Annotated in this window: 14 protein-coding genes; all 14 read left to right on the top strand. The window is 63.2% G+C overall.

What is annotated here, in order from left to right; genetic code table 11:
* Positions 1-126: 126 nt before the first annotated feature.
* The 14 genes from ispG to NCR93_RS07795 all read left to right on the top strand — a co-directional run bounded on the left by ispG (position 127) and on the right by NCR93_RS07795 (position 16,483).
* Positions 127-1,443, top strand: coding sequence for a flavodoxin-dependent (E)-4-hydroxy-3-methylbut-2-enyl-diphosphate synthase (gene ispG / locus NCR93_RS07860; RefSeq protein WP_008349373.1), 1,317 nt, complete (start codon positions 127-129; stop codon positions 1,441-1,443).
* A 6-nt stretch (positions 1,444-1,449) separates the two neighbouring features.
* Complete coding sequence (gene hisS, locus NCR93_RS07855; RefSeq protein WP_175982256.1) at positions 1,450-2,799, top strand: histidine--tRNA ligase; 1,350 nt, start codon at positions 1,450-1,452, stop codon at positions 2,797-2,799.
* Positions 2,800-2,901: 102 nt separating this feature from the next.
* The gene (locus tag NCR93_RS07850; RefSeq protein WP_008349377.1) at positions 2,902-3,531 is read left to right on the top strand and encodes a tetratricopeptide repeat protein; all 630 of its coding nucleotides are present in this window, start codon (positions 2,902-2,904) and stop codon (positions 3,529-3,531) included.
* Positions 3,532-3,666: 135 nt separating this feature from the next.
* Positions 3,667-4,812, top strand: a complete 1,146-nt coding sequence (gene bamB, locus NCR93_RS07845) for an outer membrane protein assembly factor BamB (RefSeq protein WP_008349379.1) — start codon at positions 3,667-3,669, stop codon at positions 4,810-4,812.
* A 392-nt stretch (positions 4,813-5,204) separates the two neighbouring features.
* A complete protein-coding gene (gene der, locus NCR93_RS07840) occupies positions 5,205-6,545 on the top strand; it encodes a ribosome biogenesis GTPase Der (protein ID WP_008349381.1) in 1,341 nt (446 codons plus the stop codon).
* Between the two features lie 161 nt (positions 6,546-6,706).
* Positions 6,707-6,943 (top strand): RNA chaperone Hfq, encoded by a 237-nt coding sequence (gene hfq / locus NCR93_RS07835; RefSeq protein ID WP_008349383.1) that lies wholly within the window; start codon positions 6,707-6,709, stop codon positions 6,941-6,943.
* Positions 6,944-7,030: 87 nt separating this feature from the next.
* Positions 7,031-8,299 carry a GTPase HflX gene (gene hflX / locus NCR93_RS07830; protein ID WP_008349385.1) on the top strand — a complete coding sequence of 423 codons (1,269 nt, stop codon included), beginning with the start codon at positions 7,031-7,033 and terminating at the stop codon, positions 8,297-8,299.
* 60 nt (positions 8,300-8,359) lie between these two features.
* The gene (gene hflK, locus NCR93_RS07825; protein WP_008349387.1) at positions 8,360-9,736 is read left to right on the top strand and encodes an FtsH protease activity modulator HflK; all 1,377 of its coding nucleotides are present in this window, start codon (positions 8,360-8,362) and stop codon (positions 9,734-9,736) included.
* 10 nt (positions 9,737-9,746) lie between these two features.
* Positions 9,747-10,649, top strand: a complete 903-nt coding sequence (gene hflC, locus NCR93_RS07820) for a protease modulator HflC (RefSeq protein WP_008349390.1) — start codon at positions 9,747-9,749, stop codon at positions 10,647-10,649.
* Between the two features lie 57 nt (positions 10,650-10,706).
* A complete protein-coding gene (locus NCR93_RS07815) occupies positions 10,707-10,898 on the top strand; it encodes a DUF2065 domain-containing protein (protein WP_033536382.1) in 192 nt (63 codons plus the stop codon).
* Between the two features lie 114 nt (positions 10,899-11,012).
* Positions 11,013-12,164: an ATP phosphoribosyltransferase regulatory subunit gene (locus NCR93_RS07810; RefSeq protein WP_175982254.1), complete on the top strand. Its 1,152-nt coding sequence runs from the start codon at positions 11,013-11,015 to the stop codon at positions 12,162-12,164.
* A gap of 155 nt (positions 12,165-12,319) precedes the next feature.
* The gene (locus NCR93_RS07805; protein ID WP_008349396.1) at positions 12,320-13,666 is read left to right on the top strand and encodes an adenylosuccinate synthase; all 1,347 of its coding nucleotides are present in this window, start codon (positions 12,320-12,322) and stop codon (positions 13,664-13,666) included.
* 100 nt (positions 13,667-13,766) lie between these two features.
* On the top strand, positions 13,767-14,327 hold the full coding sequence (locus NCR93_RS07800) for a phosphoribosyltransferase (protein ID WP_008349397.1): 561 nt from the start codon (positions 13,767-13,769) through the stop codon (positions 14,325-14,327).
* Positions 14,328-14,590: 263 nt separating this feature from the next.
* Entirely contained in the window at positions 14,591-16,483 is a 1,893-nt protein-coding gene (locus tag NCR93_RS07795) for a potassium transporter Kup (protein WP_033536381.1), read from the top strand.
* The last annotated feature ends 62 nt before the right edge of the window (positions 16,484-16,545 follow it).

Below are 16,545 nucleotides of genomic sequence, written 5' to 3'. Positions count from 1 at the left end.
CGAGATCGATCTGTCCAGCGCGGCGGACAAGTCGAGGGCGTCACGGTGCAAGCCGTGACGCCCGTTTGAGGTTCCACACACGCGACCGGCGCCGTATCGGCGGCAAGGTTGCCAAAGGGTTTTTCGATGCAATCCGAAGCTCAATCCCTGATCAACAGCAAGATTTGTTCGACCGAGCCGGTCTTCGGCGGTCCGTTGACGCGCCGGTCATCGCATGCCGTCGATGTGCGCTGGGGTGGCCAGCTCGTGACGATCGGCGGCGATTCGCCGGTGCGCGTGCAGTCGATGACCAACACCGACACGGCGGACGCGATCGGCACGGCCATCCAGATCAAGGAACTGGCGCAGGCGGGCTCCGAGCTCGTCCGCATTACGGTGAATACGCCGGAAGCGGCGGCGGCCGTGCCGCATATCCGCGAGCAGCTCGATCGCATGGGCGTGACGGTGCCGCTCGTCGGCGATTTCCACTACAACGGCCATCTGCTGCTGCGCGATCATCCCGCGTGCGCCGAGACGCTGTCGAAATACCGGATCAATCCGGGCAACGTCGGCCAGGGCGCGAAGCGCGACACGCAATTCGCGCAGATGATCGAAGCCGCGATCAAATACGACAAGCCGGTGCGTATCGGCGTGAACTGGGGCAGTCTCGATCAGGATCTGCTCGCGCGCATGATGGACGAAAACGCCGCGCGTTCGAATCCGTGGGAACTGCAAAGCGTGATGTACGAGGCGCTGATTCAATCCGCGGTCGGCTCGGCGGAGCGCGCCGTCGAACTGGGTCTCGGCCGCGACAAGATCATCCTGTCGTGCAAGGTCAGCGGCGTGCAGGATCTGATCGCCGTGTATCGCGAACTCGCGAAGCGTTGCAGCTTCGCGCTCCATCTCGGCCTGACCGAAGCGGGCATGGGCTCGAAGGGCATCGTTGCATCGACGGCGGCGCTTTCGGTTCTGCTGCAGGAAGGCATCGGCGACACCATTCGCATTTCGCTCACGCCGGAACCGGGCGGCGCGCGCACCGGCGAAGTCGTCGTGGGCCAGGAAATCCTGCAGACGATGGGCCTGCGCTCCTTCACGCCGATGGTCATCGCGTGTCCCGGCTGCGGCCGCACGACGAGCACGCTGTTCCAGGAGTTGGCGTCGCAGATTCAAAGCTACTTGCGCAACTCGATGCCCACGTGGCGCGATCAGTACCCCGGCGTCGAGAAGATGCACGTCGCGGTGATGGGCTGCATCGTCAACGGGCCGGGCGAATCGAAGCACGCCAATATCGGCATCAGCTTGCCGGGTTCGGGCGAGAATCCGGCGGCGCCCGTGTTCATCGACGGCGTGAAGGTGAAGACGCTGCGCGGCGAGCGCATCGCCGAGGAATTCCAGCAAATCGTCAGCGACTATGTCGAGCGTACCTATGGGCAGCGCGTCGAGACGTCCGCGGCATCACTCTAAAGACAGATGACTGAACAGAAGAAACGGCTCGAGAAACTGAGCGGCGTGAAGGGCATGAACGACATCCTCCCGCAGGATGCCGCGTTGTGGGATTTCTTCGAAACCACCGTCAAGTCGATGCTGCGCGCATACGGCTATCAGAACATCCGCACGCCGATCGTCGAGCACACGCAGTTGTTCACGCGCGGCATCGGCGAAGTGACCGACATCGTCGAGAAGGAGATGTACAGCTTCACCGACGCGCTCAACGGCGAGCATCTGACGATGCGCCCGGAGAACACCGCGGCGGTCGTGCGCGCGACGATCGAGCACAACCTGTTGTACGACGGCCCGAAGCGTCTGTGGTACATCGGTCCGATGTTCCGTCATGAGCGTCCGCAGCGCGGGCGTTATCGCCAGTTCCATCAGGTCGGCGTGGAGGCGCTCGGCTTCGCCGGGCCGGACACCGACGCCGAAATCATCATGATGTGCCAGCGTCTGTGGGACGACCTCGGACTCACCGGCATCCGCCTCGAACTGAATTCGCTCGGTCAGGCCGAAGAGCGCGCGGCGCATCGCAAGGAACTGATCGCGTATCTGGAAAAACACGTCGATTCCCTCGACGAGGAAGCGAAGCGCCGGCTCTACACGAACCCGCTGCGCGTGCTCGACACGAAGAATCCGGCGATGCAGGAGATCGCGCAGAACGCACCGAAGCTCGTCGACTTTCTCGGCGACGCATCGCGCAAGCACTTCGAGGGCGTGCAGCGGCTTTTGAAGGCGAACAACATTCCGTTTACGATCAACCCGCGTCTCGTGCGCGGTCTCGACTACTACAACCTGACCGTGTTCGAGTGGGTCACCGACAAGCTCGGCGCGCAGGGCACGGTCGCGGGCGGCGGTCGCTATGATCCGCTGATCGAACAGCTCGGCGGCAAGCCGACGGCCGCGTGCGGCTGGGCCATGGGCGTCGAGCGCATCCTAGAATTGCTGAAGGAAGAGCAGCTCGTACCGGAAGCCGAAGGCACGGACGTCTATGTCGTGCATCAGGGCGAAGCGGCGGCGGAGCAGGCGTTCATCGTCGCCGAGCGGCTGCGCGACACGGGTCTCGACGTCATTCTGCATTGCAGCCCGGACGGCGCGTCCGCGAGCTTCAAGTCGCAGATGAAAAAGGCCGACGCGAGCGGCGCGGCGTTCGCCGTAGTGCTCGGAGAGGACGAACTCGCGCAAGGTATGATCGGCGTCAAGCCGCTGCGCCGCTCGATCGACGAAACGTCCGGCGGACAAAAGAACGAGCAAGTGAACGTTCGGGCGGAAGACTTGACCGAATACCTAATCAATGCGATGGTTGCAACCGCCGATGACGAGGGTGCCTGAGATTCAGGCGCATTGCCGCGCGCGTGGGCCTGATCGGGGCGATCCGGCATCGTGCGCGGAACTCGTTGAGGGAATTGAAACGCAGGAAGGAATAGCTGGACGATGAGCTATCACGACGAACAAGAATCACTTGAAAGCGTAAAGGCCTGGTGGGCCAAATGGGGTAACACCACGACGTGGGTTGTGCTCGTGGCGCTCGTCATTGCGGCCGGGTACAACGGATGGAATTTCTGGCAGCGCCGTCAGGCCGCCGAGGCGTCGGTGCTTTACGACCATCTGCAGCAGGCAGTGGACGGAAACAATCAGGCGTTGGTCCAGCGCGTCGCGACGGACATGGAAGACAAGTTCGGCGGCACCGGCTACGCGCAGATGACCGCGCTCGCGGCCGCGAAATCGCTCTACATGGCGGGCAACACGGCTGGCGCGAAGGCGCAACTGCAATGGGCCATCGACCATGCGAAGGACGAAGAGTACAAGCAGATCGCGAAGCTGCGTCTGGCGCTCGTGCTGCTCGACGAGAAGAACTACGACGCGGGCCTGAAACTGCTCGCCGAGCAGCCTCTCGAAGCGTTCAAAGGCGTGATCGCGGACCGCCGTGGCGACCTGCTCGCAGCTCAAGGCAAACGCGACGACGCGCGCGCGGCCTACAAGGTCGCGCTGACGGCGCTGCCCGAGAACGACACGTCCGCCCGTCAGCTGATTCAGTTCAAGCTCGACGCGCTCGGCGGCTGATCCGGCTGGTTTCCAATCGGTTCGTCTTCGATCCCTGCCATCAGTCAATCAAGCCGCCCGCCACGGTGTCGCCATGAAGCGACGCGGCGGGCAGCGCCGATCAACCCAATTCACCAATTCATGTTGCGTCCACCGATGACATTTTTGAAACGCTACGCCGTGCCGCTCGCTTGCGCGATGACCGTCTTGTTGACCGCTTGCTCGTCGACCAAGGATGAACGCCGCGTGCCGGTACCGCTCGCGGAGTTCAAGCCGGTGCTGAACGTCAACCAGGCGTGGAAGGCAAGCGTCGGCAAGGCTGGCCGTTATCTGTTCTCGCCGGTCGCGGTCGGCGATTACGTTTATGCCGCGGGCGCGAACGGCTCCGTCGCTAAAATCGACGCGAAGACCGGTCAGGACGTCTGGCGCGTCAAACTGAAGGACGATCTGTCCGCGGGCGTCGGCAGCGACGGCAATCTCACGGCCGTGGGCGGTCTGAAGGGGCAGGTCGACGTGCTCGGCCCCGACGGCAAGCTGCTGTGGACAGCAACCGCGCCGGGCGAGATCGTTTCGCCGCCGCTGGTCGGCAACGATCTCGTGATCGTGCGTACGATCGACGGCAAGGTCATCGCGTTCAACGCGCAGACCGGCGAGCAGAAGTGGATCTTCCAGTTGCGCGCGGTGCCACTGAATCTGCGCGTTGCGGCCGGCATGACGTTCGCGGCCAATCAGGCTGTGCTCGCGGGCTTCCCCGGCGGCACGTTCGCGGCGATCAACCTGCAATCGGGCGATGCCTTCTGGCAAGCGCCGGTGTCGTATCCGAAGGGCGTGACCGAAGTCGAGCGCATCAACGACGTGACCGGCGCGCCGGGACTCGTCGGCGCGCAGACTTGCGCGGTGACGTTCCAGGGCCGTATCGGCTGCTTCGATGCAAATTCGGGCCGCCCGGTTTGGGAAAAGAACTTTTCGAGCGACAGCGGCCTGGCTCAGGACGAGCAGATCGTGGCCGCCGGCGACGACTGGTCGGTCGTCAATGCGTTCCGCGCGTCGGATGGCACGCCGCTCTGGAAGACGGACGTGCTGAAGAACCGCAGTGTCAGCGTGCCGTACATTCTCGGCCGCGCGGTCGTCGTGGGCGATTACAAGGGCTTCGTGCACTTCCTGAACGTGGAAAACGGCGAACTGATCGGCCGCGCGCCGACCGATGGCAGCGCGATCACCGCTGCGCCCGTGATGGCGGGCAACACGCTCGTCGTGCAGACGCATGACGGCGATCTCTACGGTTTCCGTCCGAGCAACTGATCGCAGCCGGACCGCGAGCGAGTCAGGCTTGCTCGCGGTCCTGAATAGCAAGCGCGCCGTCGATGTTGCGCGGCGCGGCAGGCTCGCCACGGCGAGCCGCACGAGAAAGAAGCGCTGCGTCATGCGCGCATCGCGATAAAACCCGCATGCAAAAGCAGGGTCGCAAGAACGAAGCGCGACGCGCGAAGGCGTCGTGCAAGAAGAGCCTCGAACGAGGCGGAACCGGCGAACGACCGCCGACGATCCGGCCGACCAGCGCGCCTCGCGTGCGGCAGGCCGAATCCATGCTAATTTTCGACAAGCGCAGCCATTGCGCGGCGTAGCGGAACGCAACGAGACGGTTGTACCGCCCGTTCCGCGTTCGCCTTGCGTTCAACCTTGAACAAAATCAGATGAAACCCGTGATTGCCCTCGTCGGGCGCCCCAATGTTGGGAAATCGACTCTTTTCAACCGGCTGACGCGCTCGCGCGACGCGCTCGTCGCGGATTTGCCGGGCCTGACGCGCGACCGTCATTACGGCGAAGGCCGTGTGGGCGGCGAACGCCCGTATCTCGTGGTGGACACGGGCGGCTTTGAGCCGGTGGCGAAGGACGGCATTCTGCACGAGATGGCGCGGCAGACGCGCCAGGCGGTGGAAGAGGCCGATATCGTCGTGTTCATCGTCGATGGACGCAATGGGCTCGCGCCGCAGGACAAGGCGATCGCCGACTATCTGCGCAAGACGGGCCGGCCGCTCTTTCTCGTCGTCAACAAGGCCGAAGGCATGAAGTACTCGGCGGTCGCGGCGGACTTCTACGAGCTCGGTCTCGGCGATCCGCGCGCGATCTCGGCGGCGCACGGCGACGGCGTCGTCGAAATGATCAACGACGCGCTGGATATCGCGTACAAGGATCAGCCGGAAGAGTCGGAAGACGAGAAGGCGAAACATGGCGTCAAGATTGCGATCGTCGGGCGTCCGAACGTCGGCAAGTCGACGCTCGTGAACACGCTGATCGGCGAAGAGCGGGTGATCGCATTCGACATGCCGGGCACCACGCGCGATTCGATTTATGTTGATTTCGAGCGACAAGGCCGCAAATACACATTGATCGACACGGCCGGCCTGCGTCGGCGCGGCAAGGTGTTCGAAGCGATCGAAAAGTTTTCGGTCGTGAAGACGCTGCAGTCGATCGCGGATGCCAACGTCGTCATTCTTCTCCTCGATGCGCAGCAGGACATCTCGGAACAGGACGCGCATATCGCCGGTTTCGTGGTCGAGCAGGGCCGTGCGCTCGTGGTGGGCGTGAACAAGTGGGACGGTCTCGATTCGCATGTGCGTGAGCGCACGAAGTCGGACCTGACGCGCAAGCTCAAGTTTTTGGACTTTGCTAAATTCCACTACGTTTCGGCGCTGGAGAAGACGGGCATCGGCGCGTTGATGAAATCGGTCGACGACGCCTACGCCGCCGCGATGGCCAAGCTGCCGACGCCGAAGCTGACGCGCGCGCTCATCGAGGCGGTGGAATTCCAGCAGCCGCGCCGGCGTGGCCCGGTGCGTCCGAAGCTGCGCTACGCGCATCAGGGCGGGCAAAATCCGCCGATCATCGTCGTGCACGGCAACGCGCTCGACGCGATCACGGACACGTACAAGCGATATCTGGAAGGGCGCTTTCGCGAAACTTTTGGGCTCGCCGGCACTCCACTTCGCATAGAGTTTCGATCGAGTCGAAACCCTTACGCGGACAAGGAGTAAGAGCCGCGTGAAGCCTTACGCTTCGGTGCCGCTGGCCATTTGGCCGATCCGGCTACTGAAACGTAAAACAGCGAAAATCAGCTATAGTGTAGCGATTGTCGGCGGATCTCTTTTTCTTCGTCCACAATACTTCCAACCTGCAAAAAAACACGGAGTTTGCTATGAGCAACAAAGGGCAATTGTTACAAGACCCGTTTTTGAACGCACTGCGTAAAGAGCACGTGCCGGTCTCGATCTATCTGGTCAACGGCATCAAGCTCCAAGGGAACATTGAATCGTTCGACCAGTACGTCGTGTTGCTCCGAAATACGGTCACCCAGATGGTCTATAAGCACGCCATTTCGACGGTCGTGCCCGCTCGCCCGGTGAACTTCCACCCGGACGCTGAACCGTCCTAAACCTCGTCGCGGCCGGCGCGAAATTGCCACTTCTAATGCGAACATTAAGCAACTCGCCGGTCGCTTCAAATACTTAAACATATTAATTTGATTAACGCAGCGCTCGTCGGCATCGACTTCGGCAAGATCGATTTCGAAGCCAGTCTCGAAGAACTCAGTCTGCTCGCACAAAGTGCGGGCGCCCATCCCGCCGTCACGCTCACCGGCCGCCGTCAGAGTCCCGATGCCAAGATGTTCATCGGTAGCGGCAAGGTCGAGGAACTGCGTCTGCAGTGCGAAGCGAACGACGTCGAGCTCGTCATCTTCAATCACGCGCTCGCGCCCGCGCAGCAGCGCAACCTCGAAGTCGCGCTGAATCGCCGCGTGGTCGATCGCACGAGCCTCATTCTCGATATCTTCGCGCAGCGCGCGCGCAGTCACGAAGGCAAGCTGCAGGTCGAACTCGCGCAACTGCAATATCTGTCGACGCGCCTCATTCGCGCGTGGACTCACCTCGAACGGCAGAAGGGCGGTATCGGCCTGCGCGGTCCGGGCGAAACGCAGCTCGAAACCGACCGGCGTCTGATCGGCGAGCGCATCAAGGCGCTCAAGTCGCGTCTCGAGAAACTGCGCCGCCAGCACGGCACGCAGCGACGTCAGCGCGCGCGCAATCGCACGATGTCCGTGTCGCTCGTCGGCTATACGAACGCGGGCAAGTCCACCTTGTTCAACGCGCTCACGAAAGCGCAGGCGTACGCGGCGGACCAGCTCTTCGCCACCCTCGATACGACTTCGCGCCGCGTGTTCCTCGGCGAGGAAGCGGGCCATGTCGTCGTGTCGGATACCGTCGGGTTCATCCGCGAATTGCCGCACCAACTGGTCGCCGCATTCCGCGCCACGCTCGAAGAAACCATTCATGCGGACGTGCTGCTGCACGTCGTCGATGCATCGAGCGCGGTGCGCCTCGATCAGATCGATCAGGTGAACGAGGTGTTGCGCGGCATCGGCGCTGACAACATTCGACAGATTCTCGTCTTCAACAAGATCGATGCGGTGCCCGAGCTCGCGGCCCGTGGCGAAGCGGTTGAAAGGGACGAGTATGGTAATATTTCGCGCGTTTTCTTGAGCGCACGCACGGGTCAGGGGCTCGATGCGCTGCGCGCTGCCATCGCCGAAATAGCCACGGCGGAATCCGAAGAAACCGATGCGGGCCTACCCAGCGTGCTCGCCGAATTTCCGGGGCCGCACGAGGCGTCCGAAGCAACGCAATCCACGCAGTCCGGGTCAAACGCCATACACGACACGAACGCGCAGCCGGATGACCATCGGCCGGCCGTCGAGCGTGACAATCAAAAGGTTCCCGAGCACGGACACTGAGTGCCTTCGGAATTGCATCGACCCGGCGTCGACCCCGGCTGTCTAATGGTGAATCACCGAGTGAACGACTACAAAGAGCGGACTAACCGGCAAGCTGAGCCTGCCGTCTTTTCGATCAACGATCCGCGCTGGGGGCGGGGCGACGGCAATGGCGTGAAGAACGACTCGAAGCGTCCGCAGGACGGCAAGCGTCCGAACGGCAAGGACGAAGGTCCGCCCGATCTCGACGAGATGTGGCGCGAATTCAACCGCCGCATCGCGGGCGTGTTCGGCCGGAAGCCCGGCAACGGCGCGCCGCGCGAGAATGGCCGCGGCACGAAGATCGGGCTCGGCATCGTTATCGGCGTGCTTATCGCCATCTATCTCGGCAGCGGTGTGTTCGTCGTGCAGGACGGCCATGTCGGCGTCGTCTCCCAGTTCGGACAATATCGTCAGACGGTCGCGCAAGGCATCCACTGGCGTCTGCCGTATCCGTTCCAGTCGAGCGAAATCGTCGATACGTCGCAGATCCGCTCCGTCGAAGTCGGGCGCGGCACCGCGCTCTCCCAAGGCAACGTGCGCGACGCGTCGCTGCTGACGAACGACGCGGATATCGTCGACGTGCGCTTCGCCGTTCAATACCAGATCAAGTCGCCCACCGATTTCCTGTTCCGCAGCATCAACGCCGACGACAGCGTCACGCAAGCGGCGCAGTCGGCGATCCGCGAGATCGCCGGCAGTCTTTCGACGGACGACATGCTCTACAAGGATCGCGAAGCGCTCCGCGCGCGCCTCATCGAAACGATCCAGCGCTCGCTCGATACCTATCGCACCGGTCTGCAAGTGACGGGCGTCGCCGTGCAAAGCGTGCAGGTGCCGCAACAGGTGCAGTCGGCGTTCGAGGAAGCGGCGCGCGTGCGTCAGGACAACGAGCGCGCCCGCGATACGGCGCAAGCCTACGCGGATCAATTGTTGCCGCGCGCGAAGGCCGATGCCGCCAAGCTGATCGACGAGGCGAGGGCGTACAGCAATCGCGAAGTCACGCAGGCGCAGGGCGACGCGGAGCGCTTCAAAGAGGTGTACGCGGAATATTCGAAGGCGCCCGCGGTCATTCGTCAACGCATGTACCTGGACACGATGCAGCAGATCTACTCGCGCACGACGAAGGTGTTCGTCGATAGCAAGGCCGGCAATAACGTGGTGTATCTGCCGCTCGACAAGCTCGTCGAGGCCAATCGACAGCAGGTGAAGGAATCGGCGGATGCCGCCAGCGGCGCGGTGGCGTCGGGCGCGTCGGAAGCGCCTCAGGCGCGCGCGCAGGGCGCGGCGAGCGCATCGGCGCCGGCCGCGGTTGCGCCGGCCAGCGCGGCCAGCGGCGCGAGCGCCAATGCCGGCGGCGATCCGCTGCGTTCGCGCGATGCGTTCCGCTCCCGCAGTCGTCAAGACGACCTGCAATAAGGAGCGCGACATGAATCGAATTTTTGCGCTCATCGTCGCTGTCGTGATCGTGCTTTTCATCGGATCGTCGATGATCTTCACCGTCGACGAACGGCATGCCGCCGTCGTCGCCGCGCATGGCGAAGGCAATCCGCGTCTCGAAGGCCCGGGGCTGCATTTCAAGCTGCCGCCGCCGTTCCAGACGCTCACGCTCATCGACACGCGTACGCTCACCATCGACGAATCCGGCGCCGATCGTTTCTCGACATCGGACAAGAACGAAGTGCTGGTGAACACGGTGATCAAGTATCGCGTCGCCGATCCCCTGAAGCTCTTCGAAAGCAACGAGAAGAACACGCAGACGGCCGAGGAACGCATCACCGCGCTCACGCGCACCGCGCTCGCGAGCGGCTTCGCGAAGCGCTCGCTGACGGACGCGCTCGGCAATCAGCAGGCCATCGAAACCGACGCGCAAAAGAGCGTGGAAGGCGCGGCCGCGGCATTCGGCGTGCAAATGGTCGATTTGCAGATGACGCGCATCGACTTCCCGCCGGCCGTAGCGGATGCGGTCTACAAGCGCATGATCGCGGCGCGCCAGCAGGCGGCGGCGAACGAGCGCGCGAAGGGCACGGCGGAGGCGGACAAGATCAAGGCCGACGCCGAGCGCACGCAGCAGGCGATTCTCGCCGACGCGTACAGCCAGGCGCAGTCGATCAAGGGCGAAGGAGACAGCAAGGCGGCGGCCATAGCGGCCGATGCGTACGGACGCGATCCGCAGTTCTACCAGTTCTATCAGAGCCTCGAAGCGTATAAGAAGACGTTCAAGCCGGGCGACGTCATCGTCGTCGATCCGAGCAGCGATTTCTTCCGCTTCATGAAGAGCCCGACCGGCGGCGCGGCTGACACGCCGGCTCCGGCCACGGTGAAGCGCTGATCCCGTGCGCGCGCCGCGCGGCCAGCCTGTGCTGGCTGCGTGGCCTATAAAAATCCCTTGGACATGGCCGAGACGTTACTGCTCGCTCTTGCGTTGATGCTGATCATCGAAGGTATGTTTCCCTTCGTTTTTCCGACCGCGTGGCGCGACACTTTTCGCCGCATCGCGGAGCGGCCGACGCACCACATCCGCATCGGCGGGCTGGTCGCGATGGTGCTCGGCCTGATCCTGCTCCTGATCGCGACGTGAGCCGCGCCCGGCAGCATCGCACCGTTTCGCCTATCTTGTTTCTATCTTTTCGTCCCTGACCGACGAGCGCCACGCACGAAGCGTCGAGCCTCGCGTCCCGTAGGAATCGCATCGATGTCCACCTGGTTACTTCCCGAGAATATCGCCGACGTTCTGCCGTCGGAAGCCCGCAAGATCGAAGAGTTGCGCCGCCGTCTGCTCGACCGTTTCCGGTCCTACGGCTACGAACTCGTCATGCCGCCGATGCTCGAGTATCTCGAATCGCTGCTGACGAGCGGCGGAAGCGACCTGAATCTGCGCACCTTCAAGCTCGTCGATCAGCTGTCCGGGCGCACGCTCGGCCTGCGCGCGGACATCACGCCGCAGGTGTCGCGCATCGACGCGCATCTGCTGAATCGTAAGGGCGTGACGCGTCTGTGCTACGCGGGCGTCGTGCTGCATACGCGTCCGCGCGGGCTGCACGCCACGCGCGAGCAGATTCAGATCGGCGCGGAAATCTACGGGCACGCGGGACTGGAAGCGGATCTCGAGATCCAGCAATTGATGCTCGACTCGCTGCATCTCGCTGGTCTGACGAAAGTGCGTCTCGATCTGTGTCACGCGGGTGTGCTTGCCGCGTTGCTGGAACTCGAGCCGGCCGCGGCGTCGCTCGGCGAGGCGCTCTACGACGCGCTCGCGAGCAAGGACGTGCCGCGCCTCCACGAACTGACCGCGCATCTCGGACAGGTACCGCGCGAGGCGCTGCGCGCGCTGCCGTCGCTGTACGGCGATGCGTCGGTGCTGCAGATCGCGCGTGGCCGTCTGCCGAATCTGCCGGTGATCGCGCGCGCGCTCGACGATCTCGCGTTTCTCGCGGGGCAAGTCGAAGGCGCGGAACTGATGATCGATCTCGCGGACTTGCGCGGCTATGCGTATCACAGCGGCGTGATGTTCTCGGCTTACGTCGATGGCGTGCCGAACGCGGTCGCGCGCGGCGGCCGGTACGACGACGTCGGTCTGGCCTACGGCCGTGCGCGGCCCGCGACGGGCTTTTCGCTCGATCTGCGCGAAGTGGCGCGCATTTCCCCGGTCGACGCGCGCGGCAGCGCGATCCTCGCACCGTGGAAGCACGACGAGCCGCTGCGTGCGGCGATTCTCGCGCTCCGCGACGCGGGCGAAGTGGTGATCCAGGCGCTGCCCGGCCATGAACACGATCTGGACGAATTCGCGTTCGATCGCGTGCTCGTCGAACGTGACGGCAAGTGGACGGTCGAAATCCGCCCCTGAAGCGGCCAGCGCATACAGTCGCTTGATCGGCAAGGGATTTTGCTTAGCCGATTCCAATCGCGCGAGCGTGACGAAATCGCGAAACGCGTCCCGAAAAACTCGGAACCTTTCGCGAACATAGGTAAAATACGTTTTTAACCAGCTAACGAATCAACATGTCTGCCAGTGCAGTGAATGTGAACCCGGGGCGCAACGTCGTCGTGGTGGGCACCCAGTGGGGTGATGAGGGCAAGGGCAAGATCGTCGACTGGCTGACGGACCACGCCCAAGGCGTCGTGCGCTTCCAGGGCGGTCACAACGCCGGCCATACGCTCATCATCGGCGGCAAGAAGACCATTCTGCGCCTCATTCCGTCGGGCATCATGCGCGCGGGCACGGCCTGTTACATCGGCAATGGCGTCGTGTTGTCGCCGGAAGCGCTGTTCAAGGAAATCGACGAACTGGAAGCGGCTGGCATCGACGTCCAGAAGCGCCTCTTCATTTCCGAAGCCGCCACGCTCGTTCTGCCGTACCACGTTGCCATCGACCAGGCGCGCGAAGCCAAGCGCGGCGCCGGCAAGATCGGCACGACCGGCCGCGGCATCGGCCCGGCGTACGAAGACAAGGTCGCGCGTCGCGGCTTGCGCGTGCAGGATCTCTTCGACCGTGCGGTGTTCGAGGAACGCCTGCGCGAAGCGCTCGACTTCCACAACTTCGTGCTGACGCAATACCTCGGCGCGAAAGCCGTCGATTTCCAGGAAACGCTCGACACGATGCTCGGCTATGCCGACCGTCTCGCGCCCATGGTCACGGACGTCTCCCGCCGCCTCTACGACGCGAACCACACCGGCAGCAATCTGCTGTTCGAAGGCGCGCAAGGCACGCTGCTCGACATCGACCACGGCACGTATCCGTTCGTCACGTCGAGCAACTGCGTCGCGGGCGCGGCAACGGCCGGCGCGGGCATCGGGCCGCAGCGTCTGAACTACATTCTCGGCATCACGAAGGCGTATTGCACGCGCGTCGGCTCGGGCCCGTTCCCGAGCGAGCTGTATGATGCCGACAATCCGCAACGCCAGGAAAAGGTCGGCCTGGATCTCGCGACCGTCGGCAAGGAATTCGGTTCGGTCACGGGCCGTCCGCGCCGCACCGGCTGGCTCGACGCCGCCGCGCTGCGCCGTGCGATCCAGATCAACGGCGTCTCGGGCTTGTGCATCACGAAGCTCGACGTGCTCGACGGCCTCGATGAAGTGAAGCTCTGCACCGGCTACACGCTCGACGGCAAGCCGGTCGATATCCTGCCGCGCGGCGCATCGGAAGTCGCGCGTTGCGAGCCGGTATACGAAACGTTCGGCGGCTGGAAGGAAAGCACCATCGGCATCACGCAATGGGACGGCCTGCCGGAGAACGCGCGCGCCTATCTCACGCGTGTGCAGGAAGTCGCGGGCGTGCCGATCGACATGGTGTCGACCGGTCCGGACCGTGACGAAACCATCCTGCTCCGTCATCCGTTCAAGGTCTGAGCGCGACAAGCGCCTCGACCGCAACCGGACGCTGTAAAGAATGTGGCCGCATCTGCGGCCACATTTCGTATATAACCTAAGCATTTGAAAGAGCCTCACCATGATCGCGATGACGGACCCGCGCAACGACGACAAGAACCTCTGGGTCGGCTGGGATGAATACCACCGGCTGATCGAACTGCTCGCACTGAAGGTGCACGAGTCGGGCTGGAAGTTCGACAAGATCCTATGCCTCGCGCGCGGTGGCCTGCGCGTGGGCGACCAGCTCTCGCGCATCTACGACCTGCCGCTCGCCATTCTCGCAACGAGCTCGTACCGCGAGGCGGCGGGCACGGAGCAGGGCGATCTCGACATCGCGCAATACATCACGATGACGCGCGGCGATCTGTCCGGCAACGTGCTGCTCGTCGACGATCTGGTCGATTCGGGCGTCACGCTCGCACGCGTGCAGGAGCATCTGAAGGAACGTTATCCGGCGATCACGGCCGTGCGCTCCGCGGTGCTCTGGTACAAGGCATGCTCCAAGGTCAAGCCCGACTATCACGTTCAGCATCTTGAAACGAATCCGTGGATTCATCAGCCGTTCGAGGAGTGGGACACGGTCCGTCCGCACAACCTCGGCGCATGGATCAAGCGCGGCACGCAAAACGGCCGCGGCTGAGCGCCACGGCCTGACCGTTCGCGCCGATAACGCCGTTCGCCTGGCACCAAGCCGGGCGCAACGGCGTTTTTCATTGGCTGCAGCGAACAGCGAAGCGCGAAGGATTGTGTCCGACGCGCTTGCCGACGCGTGCGAGGCGCGATGCTACACTCTCAATCGCGTCTCTCGTGGCGCTGCAGCAACACGAGAGACGGCATCTTGGCGTGCGACGTTAGATAGAATGGCGTTCGTTTCTTTCCGCTCTGGACGGATATCTCGCTTTTATGACTAACACGACTCACGCGCACGAGCATAAACAACCATTGCCCTCGCTTGCGCTCGCGGCCATCGGCGTCGTTTTCGGCGACATCGGCACGAGTCCTCTCTACTCATTGAAGGAAGCCTTTAGCCCGTCGCACGGCATCGGCCTGTCCGAGGCGTCGATTCTCGGCGTCATCTCATTGCTCTTCTGGGCGATCGTCATGGTCGTCGCCGTCAAGTACGTGCTCTTCGTCATGCGCGCCGACAACAACGGCGAAGGCGGCGTGTTCGCAATGACGACGCTCGCGCTGCGCAGCGTGAGAGAGGCCGGCAAGGTCTCCGGCGTGCTCATGATGCTCGGCATCTTCGGCGCATGCATGTTCTATGGCGATGCGGTCATCACGCCCGCGATGTCGGTGCTCTCGGCAGTCGAAGGTCTGGAGATCGCGGCGCCCAAGCTCACGCCCTACGTGCTGCCGATCACGATCGTCATCCTGATCCTGCTCTTCTGGATTCAGCGCCACGGCACGGCGGTGGTCGGCAAGCTCTTCGGCCCGATCATGGTCGTGTGGTTCGCGACGCTCGCTGTGCTCGGCGCCGCGCATATCGTGATCGAGCCGCGCATTATCGTCGCGCTCAATCCGTACTACGCGATTTCCTTCATGGCGCAGCACGTATTGCAGGCGTATATCGTGCTCGGCTCCGTCGTGCTCGTGCTGACCGGCGCGGAAGCGCTGTACGCGGACATGGGTCACTTCGGCGTGAAGCCGATCCGTTACGGCTGGTATGGCTTCGTGATGCCGTCGCTGCTGCTGAACTATTTCGGCCAGGGCGCGTTGCTGATGCACGATCCGAAGGCAATAGAGAATCCGTTCTTCCTGCTCGCGCCCGACTGGGCTTTGCTGCCGCTCGTGATCCTGTCGACGGTCGCGACGGTGATCGCATCGCAGGCGGTCATTTCCGGCGCGTATTCGCTGACGAGCCAGGCGATCCAGCTCGGCTACGTGCCGCGCATGAAGATCCTGCATACCTCGGAGCTCGCGATCGGCCAGATCTACATTCCGCTCGTCAACTGGATGCTGCTTTTCATCATCCTGTGCATCGTCATCGGCTTCAAAAGCTCGGAGAATCTTGCCGCCGCGTACGGTCTGGCCGTCACCGCGACGATGTTGACGACCACGATCCTCGTGTCGGTCGTGATGGTGAATCTGTGGGGCTGGAACCGCTGGCTTGTCGGCGGGATGATCACCGTGTTCCTGATGATCGACATCGGCTTTTTCGGCGCGAGCCTGCTGAAAGTCGAGCAGGGCGGCTGGCTGCCGCTGTGCATCGGCGGGGCGCTCTTCTTCCTGCTGATGACCTGGTACAAGGGCCGCATGATCGTGAAGGACCGCACGGCCGCGGACGGCATTCCACTGATGCCGTTTCTGCAGGGCCTGCTCGCGCATCCGCCGCATCGCGTGTCGGGCACGGCGATCTATCTCACCGGCAGCGATTCGCTCGTGCCCGTGAGCCTGCTGCACAATCTCAAGCACAACAAGGTGCTGCACGAGCGCACCATTTTCATGAACTTCACGACGCGTGACATTCCTTATGTCGACGACGCGCATCGTCTCGAAGTGAAGGACATCGGCGGCGGGCTGTTCCTCGTGAAGGCGGCGTACGGTTTCAACGAGACGCCGGACGTGAAGGCCGTGCTCGAACAGATCACGCGCACCCACGCAATGACCTTCGAACTGATGGACACGTCGTTCTTCATGGCGCGCGAGACAGTCGTGCCGACGGAACTGCCGGGCATGTCGGTGTGGCGCGAGCGCGTGTTCGCGTGGATGCATCAGAACGCGGCGAAGCCCACCGATTTCTTTAGCATTCCCGCAAATCGCGTGGTGGAGCTGGGCACGAAGATCGAAATCTGACGCTGCGTCGTTGCGAAGCGCAAAAAGAAAACCCCACGTCGCAAGACGTGGGGTTTTTTGCT

Origin of the sequence: Caballeronia sp. ATUFL_F1_KS39, from assembly GCF_023630985.1 — a bacterium.
Lineage (GTDB): Bacteria > Pseudomonadota > Gammaproteobacteria > Burkholderiales > Burkholderiaceae > Caballeronia > Caballeronia zhejiangensis.
Note: the sequence above shows the minus strand (reverse complement) of the source record. Positions and strands in the feature narration are given on the sequence as shown.